16 protein-coding genes are annotated in these 22997 nt (G+C 46.2%); 9 read left to right on the forward strand and 7 right to left on the reverse strand.

What is annotated here, in order from left to right; all coding sequences use genetic code 11:
- From fdh3B to CRECT_RS03645, 8 genes are all read left to right on the forward strand, one after another.
- The gene (fdh3B, locus tag CRECT_RS03610) at positions 1-642 is read left to right on the forward strand and encodes a formate dehydrogenase FDH3 subunit beta (protein WP_004320759.1); all 642 of its coding nucleotides are present in this window, start codon (positions 1-3) and stop codon (positions 640-642) included.
- A 779-nt stretch (positions 643-1421) separates the two neighbouring features.
- Complete coding sequence (locus CRECT_RS03615; RefSeq protein ID WP_171992665.1) at positions 1422-3896, forward strand: DUF4214 domain-containing protein; 2475 nt, start codon at positions 1422-1424, stop codon at positions 3894-3896.
- A gap of 182 nt (positions 3897-4078) precedes the next feature.
- Positions 4079-5260 (forward strand): hypothetical protein, encoded by a 1182-nt coding sequence (locus CRECT_RS03620; RefSeq protein ID WP_002945680.1) that lies wholly within the window; start codon positions 4079-4081, stop codon positions 5258-5260.
- Between the two features lie 1447 nt (positions 5261-6707).
- Positions 6708-8993: a thiosulfate reductase PhsA gene (gene phsA / locus CRECT_RS03625; RefSeq protein WP_039888572.1), complete on the forward strand. Its 2286-nt coding sequence runs from the start codon at positions 6708-6710 to the stop codon at positions 8991-8993.
- A gap of 9 nt (positions 8994-9002) precedes the next feature.
- A complete protein-coding gene (locus tag CRECT_RS03630) occupies positions 9003-9572 on the forward strand; it encodes a 4Fe-4S dicluster domain-containing protein (RefSeq protein WP_002945687.1) in 570 nt (189 codons plus the stop codon).
- Positions 9565-10536 carry an NrfD/PsrC family molybdoenzyme membrane anchor subunit gene (gene nrfD, locus CRECT_RS03635; RefSeq protein ID WP_002945705.1) on the forward strand — a complete coding sequence of 324 codons (972 nt, stop codon included), beginning with the start codon at positions 9565-9567 and terminating at the stop codon, positions 10534-10536. The genes CRECT_RS03630 and nrfD overlap by 8 nt, the downstream gene beginning before the upstream one ends.
- Before the next feature lie 127 nt (positions 10537-10663).
- On the forward strand, positions 10664-11332 hold the full coding sequence (locus CRECT_RS03640) for a response regulator transcription factor (RefSeq protein ID WP_002945676.1): 669 nt from the start codon (positions 10664-10666) through the stop codon (positions 11330-11332).
- A complete protein-coding gene (locus CRECT_RS03645) occupies positions 11316-12440 on the forward strand; it encodes a sensor histidine kinase (RefSeq protein ID WP_002945693.1) in 1125 nt (374 codons plus the stop codon). Before CRECT_RS03640 ends, CRECT_RS03645 begins: the two co-directional genes overlap by 17 nt.
- Here the strand turns inward: CRECT_RS03645 and CRECT_RS03650 are convergent.
- Complete coding sequence (locus CRECT_RS03650; protein ID WP_002945684.1) at positions 12437-13294, reverse strand: cache domain-containing protein; 858 nt, start codon at positions 13292-13294, stop codon at positions 12437-12439. The genes CRECT_RS03645 and CRECT_RS03650 overlap by 4 nt on opposite strands.
- Positions 13287-13661 carry an HIT family protein gene (locus CRECT_RS03655; protein ID WP_039888568.1) on the reverse strand — a complete coding sequence of 125 codons (375 nt, stop codon included), beginning with the start codon at positions 13659-13661 and terminating at the stop codon, positions 13287-13289. Before CRECT_RS03655 ends, CRECT_RS03650 begins: the two co-directional genes overlap by 8 nt.
- A 128-nt stretch (positions 13662-13789) precedes the next feature.
- Between CRECT_RS03655 and CRECT_RS03660 the strand changes: the two genes are divergently transcribed.
- Positions 13790-14626 (forward strand): tetratricopeptide repeat protein, encoded by an 837-nt coding sequence (locus CRECT_RS03660; protein WP_002945703.1) that lies wholly within the window; start codon positions 13790-13792, stop codon positions 14624-14626.
- An 842-nt stretch (positions 14627-15468) separates the two neighbouring features.
- Here CRECT_RS03660 and CRECT_RS03665 read toward each other — a convergent pair.
- From CRECT_RS03665 to CRECT_RS03685, 5 genes are all read right to left on the reverse strand, one after another.
- Positions 15469-16527: a hypothetical protein gene (locus tag CRECT_RS03665; protein WP_171992666.1), complete on the reverse strand. Its 1059-nt coding sequence runs from the start codon at positions 16525-16527 to the stop codon at positions 15469-15471.
- An 86-nt stretch (positions 16528-16613) separates the two neighbouring features.
- On the reverse strand, positions 16614-17924 hold the full coding sequence (locus CRECT_RS03670) for a hypothetical protein (RefSeq protein WP_002945692.1): 1311 nt from the start codon (positions 17922-17924) through the stop codon (positions 16614-16616).
- A gap of 192 nt (positions 17925-18116) precedes the next feature.
- Positions 18117-18539 carry a DUF6678 family protein gene (locus tag CRECT_RS03675; RefSeq protein WP_100067282.1) on the reverse strand — a complete coding sequence of 141 codons (423 nt, stop codon included), beginning with the start codon at positions 18537-18539 and terminating at the stop codon, positions 18117-18119.
- A gap of 147 nt (positions 18540-18686) precedes the next feature.
- Positions 18687-20525: a glutamine--fructose-6-phosphate transaminase (isomerizing) gene (gene glmS, locus CRECT_RS03680; protein WP_002945681.1), complete on the reverse strand. Its 1839-nt coding sequence runs from the start codon at positions 20523-20525 to the stop codon at positions 18687-18689.
- Positions 20526-20527: 2 nt separating this feature from the next.
- Entirely contained in the window at positions 20528-22984 is a 2457-nt protein-coding gene (locus CRECT_RS03685; protein ID WP_002945695.1) for an HD domain-containing protein, read from the reverse strand.
- Positions 22985-22997 lie beyond the last annotated feature (13 nt).

Consider the following 22997-nt stretch of genomic DNA (forward strand, 5'->3'; position numbering starts at 1 on the left):
ATGAGCGAATTTAACGATAACAATAGACTTAAATTTTACTGCGACGACGATAGATGTATCGACTGTAACGGCTGTGCGGTTGCTTGCGACGAAGCTCACGAGCTGCCTCTAGGCATCCGCCGCCGCCGCGTCATCACGCTAAACGAGGGCGTACCCGGCAAGGAAATTTCGACCTCGATAGCCTGCATGCACTGCGAGGACGCGCCGTGCTCGCTGGTTTGCCCGGTCGATTGCTTTTATATCAGAGCAGACGGCGTCGTACTACACGACAAAGATATCTGTATCGGCTGCGGATACTGCCTATACGCTTGTCCGTTCGGCGCGCCTCAGTTTCCTAGCGAGGGAGTATTCGGCTCGAAAGGCTCGATGGATAAGTGCACGATGTGCGCGGGCGGTCCGGAGGCGACGAATAGCGAAGTAGAGCGCGAGGAATACGGTCAAAATAGAATTTCCGAAGGCAAAGTACCGGTCTGCGCTGCGATGTGCTCGACAAAGGCGCTGCTAGTAGGCGAATCGGCGATGATAGAGAAGATCTACGGCGACAGAGTCAAGGCTCGCGGCTACGGCTTTAAAGACCTAAAACAAACTCTGACATGGAAGCTTGCTTATTATGCCGGCGACAGGTTAAAATACAGCTTCTAAATTTAACCGCTCCGCTCGCTTTGCGGGGCGCGATAAGCGCTATATCTACGGTGCGGCAAAAGAGGCGGTCGCAAGCAAGATACGGGCGGTAAAATGAGATAGAGGGGGTATTATTTATGTATCGCTATCTTAATAATTTTATAATTTTAGCGGCTTGTCTTTTTTGTCCCATACTTCGTTACTTTTAAATTTGGCTCGGTTATTACTCGTATCAAAAGGGCTCGATCCAAAATAGTAAATCCGACGGTTTAATAACCGTCCGAGGACTAAAAAGCTAGAGCGGATGGGTTTTGCCTGCCCGCTCTATAAAACTTTCATTTACATTCGGTCTTTAAAATTTAGTAAATTTCTTTAAAACAACAACATAATTTACGCCGCCTCGCATCTCGCTTTAATGTTTAGTTTGAAATTTTGCCCGCTCGACCCAATGTTGCAAGAAATCATTGCGGCTTATAGTTAAAGTGTCGATATCGAAGTATTTTTGCGAGCCTCATTGACCGGTATTATTATTTTTTCTTTTGCGGATATGTTATCGAAACTATGGTTGCGCTCAAGACGGCCTGATTACATTTGCGCCGGGCAGTTTAAATCGCCGACTAAATTCGTTCGGCTTTTACGCACCCTTTTTTGAAAAATTCCTTTGAAAGTTTTTTAGCTTGTCTTGAGACTACATAAATACCGATAAAATAAAGCTTTGACATACGCCCCCTCATTTTTGTAAAAATCTAAAAATCTGCTATAATTCCCGCGTATTTTATAAATTTAAACAAGGAGACGATATGTCAATTACCAGCATCGACATCAGTGCTTTATATATCACTATGTTTAACAGAGTTCCCGAAGGCGCGGGACATAAATTTTGGTTTAATCTTGCAAAGAAACAAGGCCTAAACACGAGCCAAGTAGCCCAGCAGATGTTAAATTCCACCCCTGCCCAGGAGTATTTTGCGGGTAAAAACTCAAACGAAGACTTCGTAAATCATATCTACTCGAATTTATTCGGTAAAACCATAGCCCAGGATCCTAAGGGTTCCAAATTTTGGATAGATAAGCTAAAAGAAGGCAACTCAAAAGCTTTCGTGGTATCTGAGATGCTAAAAGCTGCTATGAGCAATACCTATACCAAACCCGAAGAACTTAAAGCCCAAAAACTATTCTTAAATAAATTAAAAGCTGCCGAGATAGCTCATAAAGCTATAGAAAACGTTCCAAACAGCGGAAGCATAACAGAAAAGATAGCAAGCTTTGCCAATATACTGAAAAATATCAAAGACACCAGCACCCCTACCCAGATAGCCCAGGTCATAAAACAAGAAGCCCTAAAAGGAAATTTGACTGTATTAAACAGTCATCAACTGGCCCAAATCACAAAATCCATATTCCCGTCCGTAGATGCGGATGCACTACAAAAAGCTCTGGATAACACTACTGCTACTACCGATATATATGAAGAAGGAGGAAGCACTCCTACCCCTCCTACTCCTCCTACCCCTCCTGCTCCTACCCCAAATCCTGGAGGTGGAAGCTCAGGCGGAAGCAATAACCCAAAACCTCTAACTCCGGAAGAACAAAAACAAAAAGCAAAAGAAGAGGCCGTAAAACAAGCAGAAGAAAACCTACAAAAAGCAAAAGAAGCGGCCGAGCAAGCCAAAAAAGATGCCGATATAGCAAAAGAGATCAAAGAAGCCGTCGAACATGCGATAAATAACCACAACGGCATAAAACAATACGCCCTAAACCATATCCAAAACAAGATAGATGATCCATCTACTACCGATAAACAAAGAGAAGCTCTGGAAAAAGCAAAAGATATAGTAAGCAAGCTTGGCAGAACATTGGATCAAAAAAATCTCGATGAAGCGAAAGATAATGCAACGATAGCCGATAAAACAAAAGATGTAGCAGGCAAACAAGAAAAGGTAGCCGAGAAGCAAGTAGATCACGCAAAAGCCGTAGCCAAAGAAACCCCTCTACTGGATGCGGTTAAAAAGGCATATGAGGATAAGGTCAAAGCCCAGAGCGAACAAGCTATAGCCAAAGTTTTGAAAGAAAAGATCGACGAAAATTCCAAAATATATGTGATTAAAGAGGAGATAGAAATATCCAACGAATTAACATACCAACAAAAATTAGCAGCCAAAGCCAAGCTGGATGCATGGGCTAAAGAGCTGAATTTAAATTCCGGAGATAATCCAAATGATGCCCTAAAGGCTAAAGCCGATGCAAACAAAACCGCCGCCGATACCAAAGCCGCCGCCGCCGCTAAAGCATATCAAGACGGCAACAAAGGAGCGCTACCCGATTATGCTAACAATAAAAAAGCGATCGAGGATACTACAAAAGATGTCGCCCAAGCTAAATCCGCCGCCGCTACTGCCATAGTCGCCCTAAAAAAAGCCAAGGAAGATATCGCTAAAGCAAACCTGAATAAAGATCCTGACAACGAAGAGCTCAAAGCCGCTTTGCAAAAAGCGCAATCCGAGCTGAAAAACGCGCAGGCCGAGCTGGAAAAAGCAAAGATGGCGGAAAAGATTGCAAATTTAGATACCGTAGAGCTCAAAAAAGTAGGCGACACAAACGTCTATAAAAGCGAAGACGGAAAATACACCGTGGATCTCGGTAGCGATAAGGTAGCCGAAGGAAAAGCGCTTGTAGTAGGCAAAGACAATAAACTATACGAGGTAGATGAAAATGCCGCCGATGGCCCTAAATATACAGATAAGCCGCTCCTAAAATCAAACGACAAGGGCGGCACTATTTATAAAGGTGGAGTAGAGCAGTTTAGCTTCCTCTCAAAAGACGGTAATGCCGTAGCCGCTCTCAAAGGCGACGGCCCAAATAAAGCCAATGGCTTTATACTAAAACCGGGCGTCAAAGCTGACTACGATACGATGTCAAAAGCGGAGTTTGATTACGCTGCCGGTAAATTTAAGGCAAACGGCGCCGAGCAACAAACCTATAAAATCGAAACCGAAAAAGCTCCTTCGCCTCATAATCCGGATAATCCTCGCTATAACATAACCAAGATCAAAAATTTTGAAGGAAGAGACTATGATTTTCAAGATGATAAGCCTATCCTGGACGGTGATTTTAAGATCACGGGCGCTAAAGACTTGAATGACGACCTAAAGATCCCTCTCATAAACGGCAAGATATATGCGGGATACGTAGGCGACCACGATAACGACTACGATAACGGCAAGAATATGTACCGTGTCTACACCGACGGTAAAATAATATCAAACGTATATTAAAAGACACCAAAAATATCGGCGAACTAAATTACAACTTTGATGCCGACGAAAAAGTCGAAAGCATTACAAAATTTGATTTCACCTATATCCTAAAAGATCGCAAGACCTTCAAAGAGGCTCTTGAATTAACAAAAGATCAGGCTACTCTACAAGACGCTCTAAACAAAGCAAGCTCTACCGTCTTGGAGGGTTCGATTGTTTATACATTGGATGATGACGGCAATGTAAAATCCGTAAGGCTTTTTAATAAAAACGAGCTGACGGCAAAAGGCTCTACCCCTTTTAATCCCAAGACTATATATAATGATTTGAAAATAGACAAAATCAAATTTGCAAGCGGAGAGGAATTTAAGCTCGCCGGCGATCATACGTATGGTAAGGCTAAACATTATCAAAAGGTTGCCGATAAATTTTTGTTAGAAGGTCCGGACGGCTATGTAAATAGCGTATACGAAAAAGACGGGCATAAAGTCGTAGTCACGGATGTGGAGGGCGGATACAAATACACCCTCACCGAAACCAAAGATGGCAAGAAAGTATCCGAAGAAAAGCTCGATAAGGGCATACTAAAGACTATCAAATACGATGCCGACGGAACTACCGTAAAGAGCGTGGAGATGGAAGATAAAAATGGCGACAGCGACACTAACGTAAGCGTAAATGACGATCCGACCGATCTTACGGATACGAAAAAGGTCAATATCAACGACCTCAACACCGGAAAAGTTACCTTTAAAGGTGTAGAAACGATTTATGTCAAATCAACCGCCAACGCCCTTGACGGAAAAGGCTTAGACTATCTAAACAAGAGCGGAGCTAAGGAGATCGAGCTTGCTTCAAACCTTACTTTAAAAAATGAAGGCGGCGGTGAGCTTGATCTTGGCAAGATAAAGTATGGCAACTATAAACTTACGATCGAAACGGGTAACACAAAGTCCGATACTATCAAATTCGGCGCCAAGCAGCTGGCAGGAGACAAGCTAAATATAAACGGCTTTGAGCAGACGCAAGATAAAGTGGATTTTAGTGCGCTGGGAGCTACCGATAAAAATGTAACCAAAGTCGCATCAAACGCAGGTCAAGAGGCGTCAAACGGTAAAATTTACACTACCACGGTAGATGAGAATATCGCAGGTAAAGACTATGCGAACGGCAATTTCGATGAGTTGTTCGGCAACGGCAAGACATTTAAAACGACTATCACCCAAGACGGAAAATCCATAGTAGCCGTCAAAGGAAACGACGTCACCAAGGTATATCAAGTAAATGATACAAACCATAACGGCACGATAGATAGCAACGAAGTGAAGTTGGTAGGCACCTTTGAGAGCAATGTCGAGCTTGGCGACGCCAACATCGCTTAAATTTTTTAGTCCGTCGTCCCTTGGCGACTTAAATATAGCTTAGCGGTGTTGAGCTTAGCTTTAGCAGCGCTGAGCTTAGCGACTTAGCTTGGAGGTGCCTAGCTTGGCGACTCCGACGTCGCTTGAGCCTTTTAGTCCGTCGTCTTTTGGCGGCGGACTTTTTAAATATCCTTAAAATTTACGAAACGCAAACCGTGTCGCGACAAATTTAACCGCCGCGCGGAAAAACTCGCTCAAATTTATAAATTTGCATAAATCAAGATACAGGCCGTCACGTATGACGTAGCCCGCTAGAACTTAAAATTTAGCGCAAATTTTAAGCGGATCTCGCGTCGCTACCTCGCTGCGGCGTTTGTCGCCTCGTCGCCCGGTATTAACCGCCCGCTAACGTCTCCATCTATACAAAGCCCTTAAAATTTGCCCCTCGTTAGAACGATAAATTTAACCAAATCCCAAAGATAAATTTGCCGTCAAATTTATCCCGCCGATCACCCGATTTGCTAGTGCGTAGTAGCTACTCTTGGATCGTGATGCCGACACGGCTTAGTAGCAGCCTGGAAGCGCCTAGCTTGGCGACTCAGCTTGGAAGTGCCTAGCTCGGCGACTCCGATGTCGCTTAAATTTTTCAGTCCGTCGTCTTTTGGCGGCGGACTTTTTAAATATCCTTAAATTTAACCTCAAAATCCAAAGATATAAAAAATATTCACGATAAATTTTGCTATAAATTTACCTACGATAGGTTCGTTTAATCGGTCAAATTTAGCCTGCTTGCAAATTTAACCCGTCAAACGAAAACGTATGAATTTAACGGCAAATTCATCTCCTTTAGCTTTGCTTTAAATTTTATGGCTCAAGACGAGTAAATTTAGCCGCCGCTTTTATTTTTCGTGGTTTATCTCGGTCGCGTTAAATTTTGTTTAAAGCGGGAAACTCGCCAAACGGTCCCGTTAAAGGCAAGACGAAAATTAAGCCGCAAAATTTGAGTAAATTTAAAAACCTGCTAAGAAAATTATCGCGCCTGCTTTGTGAGCGATAATGAAAGCGTTTTGGCTCAAATTTGCTTTAGCCCACGCCTCTAGCCGCTCACCCGGTTTTGATGTTTGCGGGGCGGAGTTTAGATATTTATTTGCGCTTTTAAGCAGGCAGCGTTGTGACGAAGCGACATAGCCGCGCGCGATATAAATTTGTAAATTCGTCTTTTAAAATCGAGTTTTATAAAAAATGTTTTTTAAGTTATAAATTTAAGTAAATAGTTGCCAAAATATCATCATTGGCTAAAATTTGATATTTCTATGTTTGATAAATTTGAACTAAAAATATATGCCATATCCCTAAAAAAACGAGATAATTGTTATCAAATAAAATTTATATCGAGATAAAAAATTTACGTAAAATTTACGTAGTTTTTTTAAGATTTCATCAAAATTATTTCGAAAAGGGAGAGAAAATGGATACTTCGAGACGAAATTTCTTAAAAGCATCCACCGCTACGGGCTTGTTTGCGATGACTTACGCGCCCGGCACTCTAGGCGCGGTCGGAGCCAAAGCCTTGCAAGGCGGCGATAAGACCGTTTATAGTTTTTGCGAGATGTGCTCTTCTCGCTGTCCCATCGAGGCCAAGGTCGTAGACGGCAAAAACATCTTCATCCAAGGCAATCACAAAGCGAGCGGCACGGCAACATCCGTGTGCGCTAGAGGCGGTAGCGGGCACAATCAGCTCTACGATCCGCAGCGTCTAGTTAAGCCCCTCATCAGAGTAGGCGAGCGCGGCGAAAACAAATGGCGCGAGGCGGGCTGGGACGAGGCGCTGGATCTGGTCGCTAAAAAAATGCTCGAGATCAAGGAAAAATACGGCGCGCAGAGCTTTGTATTTACGGCAAAATCGAGCCAAACGCACAAGCTAATGACCACTTTTGCCAGCGCATACGGTTCGCCGAACTGTTTTTCTCACTTTTCCTGTTGTCCGATCACTTATCAGATGGTGTGCGAGCATATGTATGGCGACGCGAAGCTAAAAAGGGACTTTTCAAACGCTAAATATATCGTAAATTTCGGTCACAATCTCTTTGAGGGTATCGTGATAAGCGATACCAAAAAGCTAGCCGCCGTAGCCGAAAGAGAGGACGCAAAGCTGCTGGTGCTCGATCCTAGATTTAGCGTCGTAGCGGGCAAGGCCGACGAGTGGCTACCTGTAAAACCGGGCACCGATCTGGCCTTTGTTTTAGCGCTTATTCATACGTGGATAAAAAACGACACCTACGATAAAGAATTTATAGAGAAATTTACGATCGGATTTGATAAGGTCGTAGAAGCAACCAAAGACACCACGCCGCAGTGGCAAGAAAAGATCACGGGAATACCCGCAAAAACGGTCGAGCGCATCGCGGACGAAATCTGGAAAGCAGCGCCCAAAGTCATCATCGACTGGGGTCATAAAACCACCACCGCAAAGGCCGAATACATCCGCACTCGCGCGATAATGACGGCAAATGCGATGATGGGTAACTGGGAGAAAAAGGGCGGAATATTCGGAGGAAAGAAGGCTAAATTTTACAACAAGCTAATCGGCGAGGAGCTAATCCCTGAAATAACAAACCCGGACTCCGCGATAAAAGTGCCAAAGGTGCCTAGGATAGACGCTGCGGGCGAAGACGGAAGAAATAAATTCGTCAGCAGAAGCCACGGCGTTTTGATGGAAATACCAAACGCGATACTGAGCGAGAAACCTTATCCGGTAAAGGGCTGGTTTAGCATCAGGTTTAACCACCCGATAAACGTCGCCGGCACGGACAAAACGATAGAGAGCCTTAAAAAGCTTGAATTTATCGTAAGCTCGGACGTATATATGAATGATTTTTCTATCTACGCCGACGTCATACTGCCCGAGAGCACATATCTGGAGCGAGACGAAGGTATCGAGGATAAATCTGGTCAAAAACCGGCATATATGATAAGAAATAAAGTCGTAGATCCCGTAGGCGATACCAAAAACGGCTACGATATCTTTAGAGAGCTGGCTCGCAGGATGAAAATAGACGAGCAGTACTCGGCAAATACGATGGACGAGTGGCGAATGAAACAAGTAAAAGGCAATGCCGAGCTCTTGGCCGCGCTCGTTAAAGACGGCTACGTCACGTGGAAGGTGCCGGGAATTTTACTAAGAGAAAAAGACAGCGTAAAAGGGCTGGTGAAAAAGTATCCGAGTGCCTCGCAGTTTGTCGGAGAGGACGGACTGATGGAGTCTCAGGTCAAATTTAAAACCGAAAGCGGCAAGATCGAGCTCTTTAGCGAAAAGGTCGAAAAGCAGTTCCCCGGATTTGGCTGTTTAAATACTCTTGGTATGGACGTTTACGGCGGACACGAGCTATGCTTGATGACGGGCAAAACCCCTATCCACACCAACGGACATACGCAAAACGTGCCGTTTTTAAACGCTCTTATGAGCGATTCGCCGGTCTGGGTGCATCCGAAAACCGCCGCAAAATACGGTATAAAAACGGGAGATAAAATTTTCTTGCAGAATAAATTTTCAAAAGATAAGGCTACCGTTTTCGTCACCGAGGGCATCAGGGAGGATACGCTGTTTTTGTATCACGGCTTTGGGCACGTGAGCGCGGGACTAAAGCGCGTAAACGGCGTAGGAACCAATCAAAGCAAGCTACTGGATCCTAGCTACGGCGAGGTTTGCTCGACTATGGTGACTAACGTCGGCGTGGATATAGTAAAGGCATAAGGATAAAAGATGAGAAAAGAATACAGACTAATACACAACGAAAATCTTTGCATAGGTTGTCAAGGCTGCTCGGTAGCTTGCAGAAGCGAAAACGCCGTGACCGACGGCGTATATAGGCTGCAAGTGCAAACGAAGGTAAGCGGTAAATTTCCGAATTTGAAGATGGATTTTATAAGGCACAGCTGCGCGATGTGCGATGATGCGCCGTGCGTGAGCGTGTGTCCGACGGGAGCGAGCTTTCAGACCGCAGACGGGCTGGTGCTGCTAGATCGCTCCACCTGCGTATCTTGCAAATACTGCATCCTGGCCTGTCCGTATGACGCTCGCTACGTCGAGCCAAAGACGGGCGAGATAGACAAGTGCACCTTTTGCTTTGAAACCAGAGTCAGCCTAGGCGAGAAGCCGGCTTGCGTCACCGTTTGTCCGACAAACGCTCTGGCATTTGGCGATATAAACGATCCAAAAAGCGAAGTAAGTAAAATTTTAAATATCAAATCTCACTACTATCCTAAAGCCGAGCTTAAAACGAAACCGAGGCTTGCTATGATAGCTAACCGCAAAGGAGGAAGCCATGAATAATATGTGGGGAAGCGTAGCTCAATATAACGAAATTTACTGGCCGTGGCCGATAGCGGTTTATCTGTTTTTGGCGGGACTTTCTGCGGGGGCGATGATGGTGGCCTTGCTTGTTAAGTGGAACTATCATAAAAAGCAAGACGATAGCATCTGGGACGCGATGGTAAAAGCCGGAGCCATCGTAGCTCCGATAACTATTTGCGTGGGACTTGCGCTTTTGGTGCTTGACCTTGGCAAACCACTTAGTTTTTACTGGATTTTGATAAAGTATAACTTCGGCTCGGTTATGTCCATAGGTGTGGCCTTGCTGCTTCTTTATACGCCGTTTGCGTTTTTGTTTGCGATTATCATCTTTGAAGAAGAGATAGAAAAATACGGCTTTTTAGCGCTTTTGCGCCCGATTTCCAGGCTCATTCGCTCATTTGCGCCGCTTTCAAAGACTATCGAGACGTTACTGTTTATCCTAGCTATCGGCGTGGGCGTCTATACGGGCTTTTTACTTAGCGCGATAACGAAACTCCCGCTTTGGAATACGCCGATTTTGCCGATTTTATTCCTGACTTCGGGCTTTAGCTCCGGTATCGCAGCAAATATCCTGGTCGGACTTTGTTGCTTCAAGCACCTTATCCACGAAGAAAACGTAAAATATCTTTTAGTCTTGGACTTAAGAGCCGTGCTTTTTGAGATACCTCTCATCGCGGTTTTATTTTTGGGACTATATTTCGAGGGCGGAGCGAGTGCGCTCGCGGCAAAGCAAGCGCTCACTACGGGGCAATACGCGCTTATATTTTGGCTTGGCGTCGTAGGACTAGGGCTCTTGACCCCTATCGCGATAGCTCTGACGGCTCTAAAAAATCACGCGTATAGAGTAGGCTACATCGTAGCAAACTCGCTTGTCGTCATTTGCGGCGTCGTGATGCTAAGATACTACATCGTTTATGCGGGTCAAATTTTCACCGGCGCGTGAAATTTAGACTAAACTAGATATATTAGGCTCGGCTTAAAACTCGCCGAGCCTTTTTAAATTCAGACGAACTCAAATCTTTTTTAGCTATTATCCTAACTTAAATATTACGATAAAATTCGGAGAATTTATGAAAATTTTACTGCTTGAGGATGACTTTGCATATCGCCAAAGCGTTAGCGAGTATCTGCAAAGCATCGGCTACGATGTAGATGAAGCCGCAAACGGTCAGATCGCCTGTGATAAGATCGCGGCAAATTTTTACCATTTGCTGATCCTTGACATCAAGGTGCCGCACATTAGCGGACATGAAGTCATAAAATACGCCAAAGATATCGGCTATGAGGCGCCCATAATGATAATGACCTCGCTTGTGGATATAGACGATATGGCGGTTGGATACGAGCTGGGCTGTAACGAATATCTAAAAAAGCCGTTTGAGCTTGCCGAGCTAAAATTTAGAGTAAATGAGCTTATGCGCAAATATCACGGCAAGGATGATAAAAATTTAATAGCGATTGATCAAAATTTTAGCCTGGATATAGTCAAAAAGCGGCTTAAATTTAAAGGCGAGCCCGTCGAACTAAGTACGAAAGAATTTGAGATAATCGAGTGTTTGCTCTTTCATAAAAACAGCTTCGTAGGTATCGAAAGGCTGCGCGCCGAAGTGTGGAACGACAAAGAAATCGATCCTGCCGACGTGCGTATGCACATACTAAAGATCCGCCAAAAAACGACGCCTCAGTTTATAAAATCAGCACGCGGACTAGGCTACAAAATAGATGTCGAAAAACCTTAAAACCCCTATTTTAGCCACTCTCATCATCATGGTTTTGTTTATATTTCAAAGCTATGAGATTATAAATTTAAGCTCCAAGGACGAATACTCTAAAAATATATTTGAGCTGCTTGAATACGAAGGCAAAATCCGCAAAGCGCTAGACGCAAACGAAACTCTGCCCGTGTCGCTCATTTACAAATACGGAATTTTTAATCTGAAAGAAAGAAAAGTCGTTTCAAATTTAGATGCGCGCCCCAGCGATTTTAAATTTATCACTCGCCAAGAAAATGGCTATCTTTTTTACAAGACCTATTTTAGCGTGGAGAGCGAGTTTTATTATCTCGTGCTAGCTAAAAAGCAAAATAACGCAAGAATTTTATTTATCACGGCCCTTACGCTCACTTTTGCTTTGGCGGTCGTATTTTTTACGCTTTATTTATCATTTATCAGCGGCATTAAGCCGTATAAAGACGCTAAGAAATATATGAATAACTTTTTTAACGACGCGATGCACGAGCTAAAAACTCCGCTCGGCGTCATCGGCATAAATCTTGAGATGCTGGGCCTTGATAACAAATACGTCACTCGTATGCGCTCGGCTCTAAAGCAAATGCAAATCACCTACGAGGACACCGAATACTATATCAAGCGCGGCTATATTTTATTCCCGCCCGAGATTTTAAATTTGAGCGAATTTTGCCTCGAGCGCGCGCGGTATATGAGAGGCCTTGCGATGGCGAAAAATATCAAAATTTATGATTTCGTGAAGCCTGATTTGCAAATTTTTATGAGCAAGATAGAGGCGGGCAGGATCATCGATAACAACCTAAGCAATGCCGTAAAATACAGCCGCGAAGGAGGAATAATAAATTTGCGCCTTTTTGAAAAAAGCGGCAAGATCGTGCTCGTAGTCGAGGATGAAGGCGAGGGCATCAAAGATACAGCTAAAATTTGGAAACGTTACGCCAGAGACGACGGCGTGCAGGGCGGCTTTGGTCTAGGGCTAAACATCGTGCAAAGCATCTGCGTGAAAAACGGCGTGGAGTATGGCGTGAGAAGCGAGCTTGGCAAAGGCAGCGTCTTTACGTATAAATTCGCCCCGTATTCAAAAAGCTTGCTCGACTAATCAAACCAAACGCCGAGCTTGGCTAAATTTCGCTCTTTTAAGTCCGAGTTAAAATAAATCACGAAGTAGCCTATGCGCTTGCCCTGCGCATCGTTCATCGGCTGGACGGTGAAGGCGTGCGAGCCCGTCATATAAAATGCGCCGCTTTTAAATTCGATGTTTTTTAGTATCGGCAGGACGTTTAAATTCGCGTAGTCTTTATTTACGAAGTGAAAACCTTCGATGATGCCCTCGTCGCTGCTGTTTTGATAGGGCAGGTCGCCGCCGACATCAAGCAATACGAAAAGATCAAGCCCTTGCTGCGAAAAAAAATCGCTCAAATGTTTAAAATCAAGCAGCGCCTCGATACTGCCTAGCTGCTTTTGCTCGTTAAAAATCGGTGCGACCGATCTAATAAAAACCCCTCCGCGACCGACTTCAATTCCCGCCGTGACGCCGTTTTTAGCCTCCGCTAGCATATAGCGAAAGCTCGTCAGATCGTCGCCTCGCATCGGTATCCAGCTTCTAGCGAAGCTCTTCATCTCCGGCGTATGGAGGTGAAATTTGACGTTTTTGTAGATGGGCACCTTGCTAAGCGTGCGCGTAAAGCCGGCCAGGGCTTGCAGGCACTTGTCGCGGTTGCTTTCGCTCATACATTTTTTTATGTGTTCGTTTTGCGCCAGCAGCGCCGCTACCGTCATCGCGGAGAGTTTTTCCTCTTCGATATTTTTATTTAAAATTTGTGTCTGAAAATCAAGAAATTTCTTGATATTTTCGCTTTGAGTTTGCTTTTCGTATTCGGCTCTATAAAATGCCAAAACGCCGACCAGCACGCACGTAACGATGATTAAGGGGATTAGAATTTTTTTATTCACGCGGGCTTCTTTTTAGCGCGTCCGCTAAAATTTGAGAAAATTCGGCAAAATCAGGTAAATTTAGCTCGCCTTCGCGCTGCTTTTTACCCCACACGGGCTCCGGGAAAAAGCTATCGCTCTCAAACCTCGCCATCACGTGAAAATGTACGCGCGGCACGTAGTTGGCAAAGCTTGCGATGTTTATTTTTGCGGGATTATAAAATTTTCTCATTACTTTTTCGGTCGTTAAAACCGCTTCAAATACTCTTTTTTGCGTCGCCTCATCGCAGTCTGTTAGCTCCTTAAACGGCGTTTTGGTAAAAATTTTTACCCACGGTATCTCGCTCGTTTCTCGCTCGACGAAAATCAGCTCGTCTTCAAAAATCATTTTACGCTCCTTTTTGATAGCGATTTTAGCCAAATTTGAATTTTAATCTTTTTAAATTTATACTTCGGGCGTTTTGGCCTTGTGCTTTGCGGCGGTAATTTATAAAATTTGAAAGGAAATTTAAGTTTATGAGACGTTTTATTTCGCTCATATTTTTTGTGGCGCTGGCTTTTGGCGGCGAGCTAGCCGATCTTAGCAACGAGTGCAAGAAAGGAAACGACGAGATTTGCAAAAGGCTCTCGGTCGCGCTCAAAAATCTCGAACTTGCCTGCGATGAAGGCGGCGAGAAAAACGCGATGTCTTGCGCGGGGCTGGGGTATTTTTACGAGTTTGATAAAGAATTTACAAAAGCCGTGCGATACTACGATAAGGCTTGCAAGCTGGGCGCGGACAAGGCCTGCGTATATCTGGGGCTGCTTTACCAAAACGGGCAGGGCGCGGCGCAAGATCATAAAAAGGCCAATGAGCTTTTTGCTAGAACTTGCGAAAAGGGCGTAGGCGAGGGGTGCGCGAGCCTGGCGTATAGCTACGGCAAGGGGCTTGGCGTCTATCCGGACGGCAAAAAGACGAATGAGCTTTTTGCTAAGGCCTGCGAACTAGGCGAGGAAACGGCGTGCTACAATCTTGGCTTAAGCTACGCGATGGGTGACGGCGTAGAAAAGGATGCAGCAAGGGCGGCGCAGATATTTGCGATATCTTGCGAGCGCGGGCACGTAGGCTCTTGTGCCGATCTTGGGGTTTGTTATTTTAAGGGCGAGGGCGTGGAAAAAGACTACCAAAGAGCCGCTTTGCTTTTTACTCGGGCTTGCTCGGGCGCTAGCGCGCTAGCTTGTGCAAATTTGGGCTTTGCCTACGAAAAGGGCATGGGCGTAGAAAAGAATAAAAACGCCGCCAAAGAACTTTACGATAGGGGCTGCAAGCTCGGGGAATTTAGCGCGTGCCGGTATCTGAAAAATTTGCGTTGAGATGAGTGGGCAAATAAGCCTTACTGCTGTAAATTTGAAAAATTGCGATGGCAAGCATTGAGGCGGAGTGAGCTCGTGGTTAAATTCGAAAATCACACATAGTGGGGCAGGTAACAGAGCAGAGCGTGGCGTCAAAAGCTCATCCAAAGCCTGCAGCGCTGTGTATGCCGATAAAGCCCGCCGTGTTGCTATTTTGTTGATAGGGCGCGTAGCTTTATTTGCGAGCTTTGAGATGGTATCCGCAATGTCCAAAAATGCGACTTTAAGCTAACTCAAATAGGCAAATAATCCGTCGCAACCTATATCAAAAGCAAAATTTAGCGCCAAATAAATGGTGCGGGCGTGCAAAGGCTGAGATTTTCTATTTTAACTAATCCAAGTGGTAAATTTGCCGCCGATAAAGGGGTCCCGCCGATCTCTTTCAAACTCCTTTTTATCGCCCTCGTTAGACCCCACGGCTCGTCAGGGCCAATGAGAGCGGAGTTTCTGCGGTCATAGATCGGCGCCGCTCGTATTTTGATACCATAAAATCATAATTGTCTTTAAATTTTAAGATGATTTTTGCGTCGTTTCTTTAAATTTTTATCACGTTTTTGAGGCTTTAAAAGCGCTAAAATCGGCAAATCTACACCAAAAAAACTAAATTTCGATCGCTACTATAAATTTGCGCCGCAAACTCACGGCTCGCTCAATTTTACCGCGTGTCGGCGAAATGGTAAAACCGAACAAAAAGCGTGCGGCGCGGCAAATTTTAAATTTATTTTATGCGGCATAGAATTTTAAAATTTATTTTCTGCGATGGTGCAAAATTTCAAATTTATCTGCCGCAAAAACAGAGGCTGCTACCACTTAAAGTCGTGGATTTCGATATTTGCGCCGTATTTTTTGCAAAGCTGCTGCACCTTTTCTTTAAGCCTCTCCTCGTCATAGCAGATGAGATCGATATATGCGTGCTTCTGCCCGGTTGCGCCGCCGATTATCTCCAAAAACGAGCCGCAGCTATCCAGCTCATCGTCCTCGATTTTATTTCGCAGATCAAAACCCGCCTGCATGTCGCCGCCGTTACCTATGCTAAGAAAGCAAAATTTGATGCCGAGCTCGAAGGCTTCGTTGTAGATGTCGCGCTCGCCGTTTAGGTATTGATTTATGATGCTTGTTAGGCAGGTGGTGCCCACGACCACGTCCTCGCGCACCTCGCTTCTGCGCGGCTCCATCTCGTAGCTGAAAAAATTCTTTAACGGTTCGCGCGCGGCTTTTTCGCCGAATTTCTCATCGACCAGGTCGGCAAATTCGCTTAGCGGCACGCCGTTTTCTTCGGGCTCGGCCAGTACCTCAAGCTCGCCTAGCGTATTTATGACCGTCGTCTCGCCGATCATATTGTCAAGCAGGATAAAGCTAAGGTCGTAGGCCTTACCCTCATCCTGCGCGAGCAGAGCCGCTAGGTTTTCGTTGTAAATTTTAATATCCACGTCGCTTTCGTTAAACTGCGCGTAGATCATCGACTCCTCGGCGCTTACGCGCGTGCCGTACATCTCGATCCCGCCGATACCTCGCGGCGCGCGCGGCTTTCCGAGCGTGCAGCGCATTCTGCCCTCGAGCTGCTTGGGCATAGCGTTTTTGATAAAATTTAGCCAAAATAGGCGATGTCTCATACCCTCGGGAGTTAGCACTAGATCGAGCTTATCGCCCGCGAGCCCCGTCATAAAATAAGGCTCCGCAAGGCAGATGCGAAGCTTCTCGTCAGTCTTTTGCATCGCCTTTTCAAACTCCTTCGCCGCTAGATCAGCCTTGATCTCATCTATCACGCCGCTAAATTCCGTCCAAAATTTATCCACTCTGCCGGCAAAAGTGCTTGGAATTTGCGCCTTTTCAGCCTTTTTGCCAAAACCGAATAACCCCATATTTTTCTCCTTAAATCAAATTTTACTTGCATTATAGCTAATTTTTTGCGCGGGCTCGGGGCGCAAATTTCAAAACCCCCGCGCCCTCACGTGCACTGAAAGCAGCCGCCCAAAACCTCGCATTTCTCGCAGATCTGCACGTATATGATGCCCTCGCCCTGCACCAGCTCGCCGAATGGGATCTGAGCTAGATGCTTCATCGTCCCGCCGCAGCTAGGGCAGGCTAGATACTCGGCGTCCTGCACCCACTGCGGATAGCCTCCCACGGTCACGTCAAGCTCGCTAAAGCAGCCGTAAAAGGGCGATACTTCGCCGCTTAGTTTAAATTTCATACCACACAGCCGCACAAGATCTTGCTGCGAAAAGTAGCTTTTCTCCATCCCTTCGCCCTCGCAGCTTAGCTCCATCTCGCCGTCCGCGCCTCTTTTGCAAAAATAAACGACTAAACCGATACAGGTCGGGCAACAGCGAAAGATCGCATCGTGCTTTAAATTTAAAAACGCAAGCCGCGGCTCATCGGCCTTAAGACGCAGCATATCAATCATCTCGCAGCCGCAAAACTCGCACTTTTGTCCCGTAGGTCTGCCGATACGTACGGGCTCATCCGCGTTTTGGTTTGCGCATTCGCAGCGGGCATCCTTTGCATTTTTGCTTAAATTTAAACCGCTGCTAGCGTCTTTTTGCGCGTCTGATTTGAAATTCGCGCGCTCGTTCCGCAAGCTAGTGCTCACGCCTTCATTTGCGCCGCCATTTTGCGTGCTCTCGCTTTTGCCTTGCGCGCCGGCACCGTCATCTCCGCGCTCGCGCTCGCCGTTTTTCTCCGCGCCATCTTTTACGCGCACTACCGCGAGGCACTTATCAAAAACGAGCGATTTGCGCTCGCCCGTCTCGTCAAAGCTCCAACCGCCGATTTGCGCGTAAATTTCAGTGCCCACGTAGAGCTTTTTGCGCCACGGCCTAGGGTTTTGATACAGCTCGTAAAATAGCTCTGCCGTTTTTTCGTCGCCCTGCCACGCAAGCGAGCACAGAAGGTGATTTAGCGCGTTTTTGGAGTTATCTTGTAGCGAGTCTAGTTTTGCTATAAGCGCATCTCTTACGTCATTAGGCGCGCCGCGGTAGAGCTCGGGCGGGTAGTAGATCTCCGCCGCCGCCGCAGCTCGCGCGATCCTTGGATCGTGGATATCCAGCAGGCTAAAAAGCGCCCAAAAATCGTTGTAAATCTCCTGCCATTTTTCGATCTCGCCTATGCGATCCGCGATTTTTAGGATCATCGCATCCACTTCGTCCGCGCTTAGGTTTAAAATCTCCTCTCGCCTCTGCCTTTGGCGGCATGAGCGGCAGATGCCGTCGAAATAGATCCTGTTTTCGCCGCATTTTAGGCATAGATGAGCGCTCATGTTTGCTCCTTTGAGTTAAATTTCGTCAAATTTTATCAAATTTCTCCGCTTTTAGCGAGCAAGCGCAGCTTTAAATTTGACGCCGTCTTTGCTCGCTCGCCTCATTTGTCGTCCGTCTGCATTTCCGCCGTGCCCATTGCACGCGGTTCTACGAGCGCAGGCGGGCACTAGCTTTATATCGCCCGCGCAAATTTATCCGTATCCGTAAATTTTTAGCCCGCTCTCATCCATTTCATAGTCGAATTTACCCGCCTTTGTCATGGCGTCCAGCACCGCTTCAAGCGGATTTGGGATAAAATTTGAGGCGAGCTTTTCGGCTCTGTTCATACGCGCCCGCTCGTAAAATTTAGGCACGAAAACCCAGCGCAGATTTTTAAATAAAATCGCTCCGTTGGCGCAGTCAAAATACCTGTCCTCTAAGCGTCCAAAGCCGCAGACGAGCGCGATCTCCTCGTCGCTTGATAGCAGCTTCACGCGCATGCCCTCGCAGCCCGAGGCCTCTAAAATTTCGCAGAGTTTGAGCCATTTCGTATCGTTCATCAGCGACGTGAGACGGCGCGCTTTTGCACCGAGCCTTTTTTGATAAATTTCATATTTTTCGTCTAAATTTTGCACCAATGCCTCCTCGGCGCCGATAAATTTGTATTTAAATTTAGAATAAAGTTTGAGAGAAATTTAGGCGGGTAACCTCTCGCCTAAATTTGTAGATTAGGACTAAAAGCGAAATTTAACGCCGCCGCTCGCCAAATTTCGCCTATTAATTTACTCTACCGTCACGCTTTTAGCGAGATTTCGCGGCATATCCACGTCGTTGCCCAGCCTCACGGCGATTTCCAGCGCAAAAAGCTGCAGGATGATCATCATCTCGAAAAATTCGCTCATCGGGTGAGCTTGCTTGCTCGTTTTGATAAAATCGTCGCTAAGCTCGAACTCCTCGGGGCTGATCGCAAGTATATAGGCGTCGCGGGCGGCGAGCTCCTCGACGTTGCTTTTGGTTTTTTCGTAAAGGACGGTTTGCGGCATCAGCGCGATCGTAAAGAGCCTCTCGTCGGCAAGCGCGATAGGGCCGTGCTTCATCTCGCCCGCAGGGTAGCCCTCGGCGTGTAGATAGGAGATCTCTTTGAGCTTTAGCGCGCCCTCGAGCGCGAGCGGATAGAAGATATCGCGCCCGATGAAAAAGAAGCCGTGGCCGTGCAAATAGTGCTTGGCTAGGCGGCGGATGCGCTCTTGAGGCTCTTTGCTGATATTTAAAATTTGCGGGACATGCAGGAGCGCCGCGATCTCGCTTTTTAGCTCTTCTTTGCTTACCGAGGCTTTGGCCTGCGCGATTTGCAGCGCTAGCATCCACAGAGTGACGACTTGCGTGGCGAAGGCTTTGGTGCTGGCCACGCCCTTTTCGATACCTGCGCGAGTGAGCACGGTGGCGTCGGCTAGGCGCACGATCGAGGAGTTATCGACGTTGCAGACGGCTAGCGTCTTTAGCCTCGCGTTTTTGGCGATTTTGAGCGCTTCAAGAGTATCGGCGGTTTCGCCGCTTTGAGAGATAACGATGAAAAGCGAGTTTTTATTAAGCAAGGGCTCGCGGTAGCGAAATTCGCTTGCGATCTCGACTTTGGCGCGGATTTTGGCCAGTCGCTCAAAAAAGTAGCTGGCTGCAAGAGCTGCGTGATAGCTCGTGCCGCACGCGCAAAAGATCACTTCATCCACATCCTCTAGCGCCTGCGCATCGATCTTTTCGAGCGAGACTTCGCCGTCTTTGATGCGTCCCATTAGCGTCTCGGCGACGACTGCGCTTTGCTCGTAGATCTCCTTTTCCATGAAAAATTTATAGCCCTCTTTTTGCGCATAGGATTTGTCTTTGGCGAGTTTTGAGAAGCTTAAATTTATATCTTTGCCGTTTGCAAAAATCTTGATCTCATCCGTGCCCGCGACTCCGTATGCGCCGTCGTCTAAGTATGCCGCTTCGTCCGCTACGCCGATGAGCGCGGCATCCGAGGATGCGAAAAATATACCGCCGTTTGCATCTTTGGCGACGATTAACGGCGCCGCATTTTTAGCGAAAAAGATTTTGCCCGGCTCGAGCTTGGTGATTAGCAGCGTCGCGTAGGCTCCGCGTAGGCGTTTTACCGCGCTCTCGTAAGCTTTTAACGTATCGCCGCCGTTTTCTTTCAGTATCTCCTCAAAAAGGTGCACGATGACCTCGGTGTCGGTTTGACTGACGAATTTTACGCCCTTTGCCTCGAGCTCTTCTTTTAGCTCTTTGTAGTTTTCGATGATGCCGTTGTGGATGACGAAAGAGTGCTCGCCAAGGTGCGGATGGGCGTTGATTTCGGTAGGTTTGCCGTGCGTCGCCCAGCGCGTGTGTCCGATCGCGACGCCCTCGCCGCTGGAGCTAAAGCCCTCTGATTTTTTGGCTAAATTTTCAAGTTTGCCGGTAGCCTTAAAAAAGGCGATTTCCTTGGCTGCTTTTTTATCATCGTTTTTTTGGCTCATTACCGCCATCCCTGCGCTATCGTAGCCGCGGTATTCCAGTTCTTTTAATCCGTTTAAAATAATCTCTCTTTTTTCGCTACATCCGATGTAGCCGACGATTCCGCACATTTTTACTCGCTTTCTAATAATTTTAAAATCTCGCTAAATTTTACGCCCGCTTGCTTCTGGATTAGCAGTAGATTTCGCGTTCTATTTTTGATGGTTTGGATTCTAGCGTTGGCTATTTTTACATCAAATTCCTTAAAAACTCCCAACACGTAGGCCATCAGCCCGCGTTGATCTTTGGCGTTTATGCCCAGCTTTGCGTATTCTTGCGAGTGGTTCGGGTCGAAATTTAGCTCGCCTTTTAGTATAGTCGGGCGATTTATCTGAGCGGGAGCATCGCTTTTTAGCGAAATTTCGATGAGGTTTTTTAGGGTTTCCAGTTCGCTTGATTTGACGTTTTTGTTAAACTCTAGCTTGATGTAAAATTTGCCCTCAAACAGCTCGAAAATCTCCATAAATCCAAGATCAAGGTGCGCTAGAGCCGAGAGCAAAACGGCAAGATTGGGGTAGCTTTGCGCGTAAATTTCTATGCTCAAGCTTTGATGATTTTGTATCCGAACGCTTAGCTTATCCGCGCTTTGCGCAGTTTGGGCGATACCGATGATGTCTGCGGGCTGATATTTGGCAAAGAGCAAATTTGAGCGGATGTCGAAAATTTTTTCTTTCAAATTTTCGCTCAAAGCGGCAAATTTAGCGTTGCGCCTGATGCTAAGTTCTTTTTTTACGCGCCTTGTGGCTTCGTCGAGTAGATTTTCATCCTCGAAGCTTTGCAAGCAAATGCCGTAAAGTTCGCGCAAAAGCCGCGCCAGATAGGGCGTATAAAGCTTTTCGTCGGTAGCGTTTATCACGCAGTAGGTGATGATATAGGCCAGGCGCAGCGTCTGCGGGTCGCCCAGCTTTGAGATAAAGCTAAAAATCGTGCGCTGATCGTAGATATCTTCGCGGTTTGCCACGTCGTTCATCAGCGTATGGTAGCGCACGAGCGTAACGCCGATATTTACGGCTTTTTGGCTTAAATTTAGCTTTGCGGCGTAAGCGCGAAAGATATTTGAGCCAACGACTTCGTGATCGCCGCCAAGACCCTTGCCCGCGTCATGCAGCAACAGGGCTAGCTTTAGCAGAGTGCGTCCCTCGAGGCAGAGCTCGTCATAAAGCGATTTTACGAATTTATCTTTGATATTTTCGGCAAATTTGACGCTTAAAACGCAGTGCTCGCCGACGGTAAATTTATGATATCCGTCAAATTCGGCCAAGTGGCTGGCGTGCTCGAGCGGTTTAACGATACCTAGCAGCGCTTCGGCGTCAAGAAGGGCTTTAATAATGCAATGAGCGTGGTTTCGGCGTAAAATTTGCTTGAAAAGCTCGGCGCTCTCTTCAAAGTCGTTTTTATTTATACGCGCGCGTTTGATGTAAAAAATCGCGCTAACGTCAAATTTATAAGCCGTATCGCCAAGCGTCAAAAGCTGCTTTAGCACCGATACAAGGCTCTTTGGACGCGCATGTAGGGGCACATAGATAGTGCTTTCGAATCTATAAAAGCCGTTTCCCAGCCGTCCCGCGCGAAGTTCGTTAAATTTAGCCCCGCTTTTAAATTTGCTCCTGTAAAAGCTAGCGACCAGATAGCGCGAGAAAACGGCGACAGAATGCATACAAGAAAAGAGCTTTTGCGAGATGACGCTGCTGTTTTCTTGCGTCTTTTTGGACTTGGTTTGCATAAGAGCGGTGATCTCGTTTAGCTTGGCGGGATCAAAAACGTCGGAGTCGGAGGATAAATTTTGCGCCGATTTTACGCAAAGGATGAAATCAGCCGCCAAATTTAGCGCGCTAAGCTCCTTTTCGTCGATAAATTTTAGAGCCTGCGAACGCATACTGATCTCGTTTTCAAAGCCGTTTAGAGCGCAGTTTAAGTAGTAGATGTCGTTCGTGCCGCCTAGGTCGTTTTTTAGATCGGGCTCTTGCCTAATATTTGGAATCTCGTTAAAAGCGCCTAAATTTTTAGCGTAAAATTTGAGATTTTCCTGCGCGTTAAATTCGCGAGTTTTATAAATCTGTGAGCGAGCGGCCTTATAAAGCGTCCGCGAGCCGCAGATATAGCGGATGCGGCTAAACGCGGCCTTTGTTTTGTGGTCGTTTTTGTGCGCTTCAAAAATCTCGTCCAGTTCGCAAATTTTAATATTTAGCTTTAAATTTGAGCCCTCCAACGCGGCGACTAGCTTTTTTAGGATAAATTTGACGTTAAAGCCGGCGTTTTCTTTAAAGACGAGTAAAACTTCTAAAACCGAGCTTGTGGAGATGAGGTTGTCGGCGTATTTTTCGGTAGCGATGACGCAAAACGGGATAAAATCGGCGCTCGGGTTAAAGTCCGCGAAAATCTCGTCCAAAACTCTCGCGCAAAGAGCTTTTATTAGCTCGTCGCTTTGTTTTGCGATAAAATTTGCAAAGCCTTTGCCTTGAAGTTTTTTTAGATGAGAGGCTAAAATTTCGCCATAATAAGTAACGTCTTTTTTGTCCTTTAAAGCCACTTTTTATCGCCGC

It is taken from the genome of Campylobacter rectus, from assembly GCF_004803795.1.
Taxonomy (GTDB): Bacteria; Campylobacterota; Campylobacteria; order Campylobacterales; family Campylobacteraceae; genus Campylobacter_A; species Campylobacter_A rectus.

What these genes read in the sequence shown, in the direction of transcription:
- glmS (WP_002945681.1), bottom strand. Translation starts at nt 20,525, where the DNA reads ATGTGCGGAATCGTCGGCTACATCGGATGTAGCGAAAAAAGAGAGATT.
- CRECT_RS03630 (WP_002945687.1), top strand. Translation starts at nt 9,003, where the DNA reads ATGAGAAAAGAATACAGACTAATACACAACGAAAATCTTTGCATAGGT.
- CRECT_RS03660 (WP_002945703.1), top strand. Translation starts at nt 13,790, where the DNA reads ATGAGACGTTTTATTTCGCTCATATTTTTTGTGGCGCTGGCTTTTGGC.
- phsA (WP_039888572.1), top strand. Translation starts at nt 6,708, where the DNA reads ATGGATACTTCGAGACGAAATTTCTTAAAAGCATCCACCGCTACGGGC.
- fdh3B (WP_004320759.1), top strand. Translation starts at nt 1, where the DNA reads ATGAGCGAATTTAACGATAACAATAGACTTAAATTTTACTGCGACGAC.
- CRECT_RS03615 (WP_171992665.1), top strand. Translation starts at nt 1,422, where the DNA reads ATGTCAATTACCAGCATCGACATCAGTGCTTTATATATCACTATGTTT.
- CRECT_RS03640 (WP_002945676.1), top strand. Translation starts at nt 10,664, where the DNA reads ATGAAAATTTTACTGCTTGAGGATGACTTTGCATATCGCCAAAGCGTT.
- CRECT_RS03670 (WP_002945692.1), bottom strand. Translation starts at nt 17,924, where the DNA reads ATGAGCGCTCATCTATGCCTAAAATGCGGCGAAAACAGGATCTATTTC.
- CRECT_RS03645 (WP_002945693.1), top strand. Translation starts at nt 11,316, where the DNA reads ATGTCGAAAAACCTTAAAACCCCTATTTTAGCCACTCTCATCATCATG.
- CRECT_RS03665 (WP_171992666.1), bottom strand. Translation starts at nt 16,527, where the DNA reads ATGGGGTTATTCGGTTTTGGCAAAAAGGCTGAAAAGGCGCAAATTCCA.
- CRECT_RS03655 (WP_039888568.1), bottom strand. Translation starts at nt 13,661, where the DNA reads ATGATTTTTGAAGACGAGCTGATTTTCGTCGAGCGAGAAACGAGCGAG.
- nrfD (WP_002945705.1), top strand. Translation starts at nt 9,565, where the DNA reads ATGAATAATATGTGGGGAAGCGTAGCTCAATATAACGAAATTTACTGG.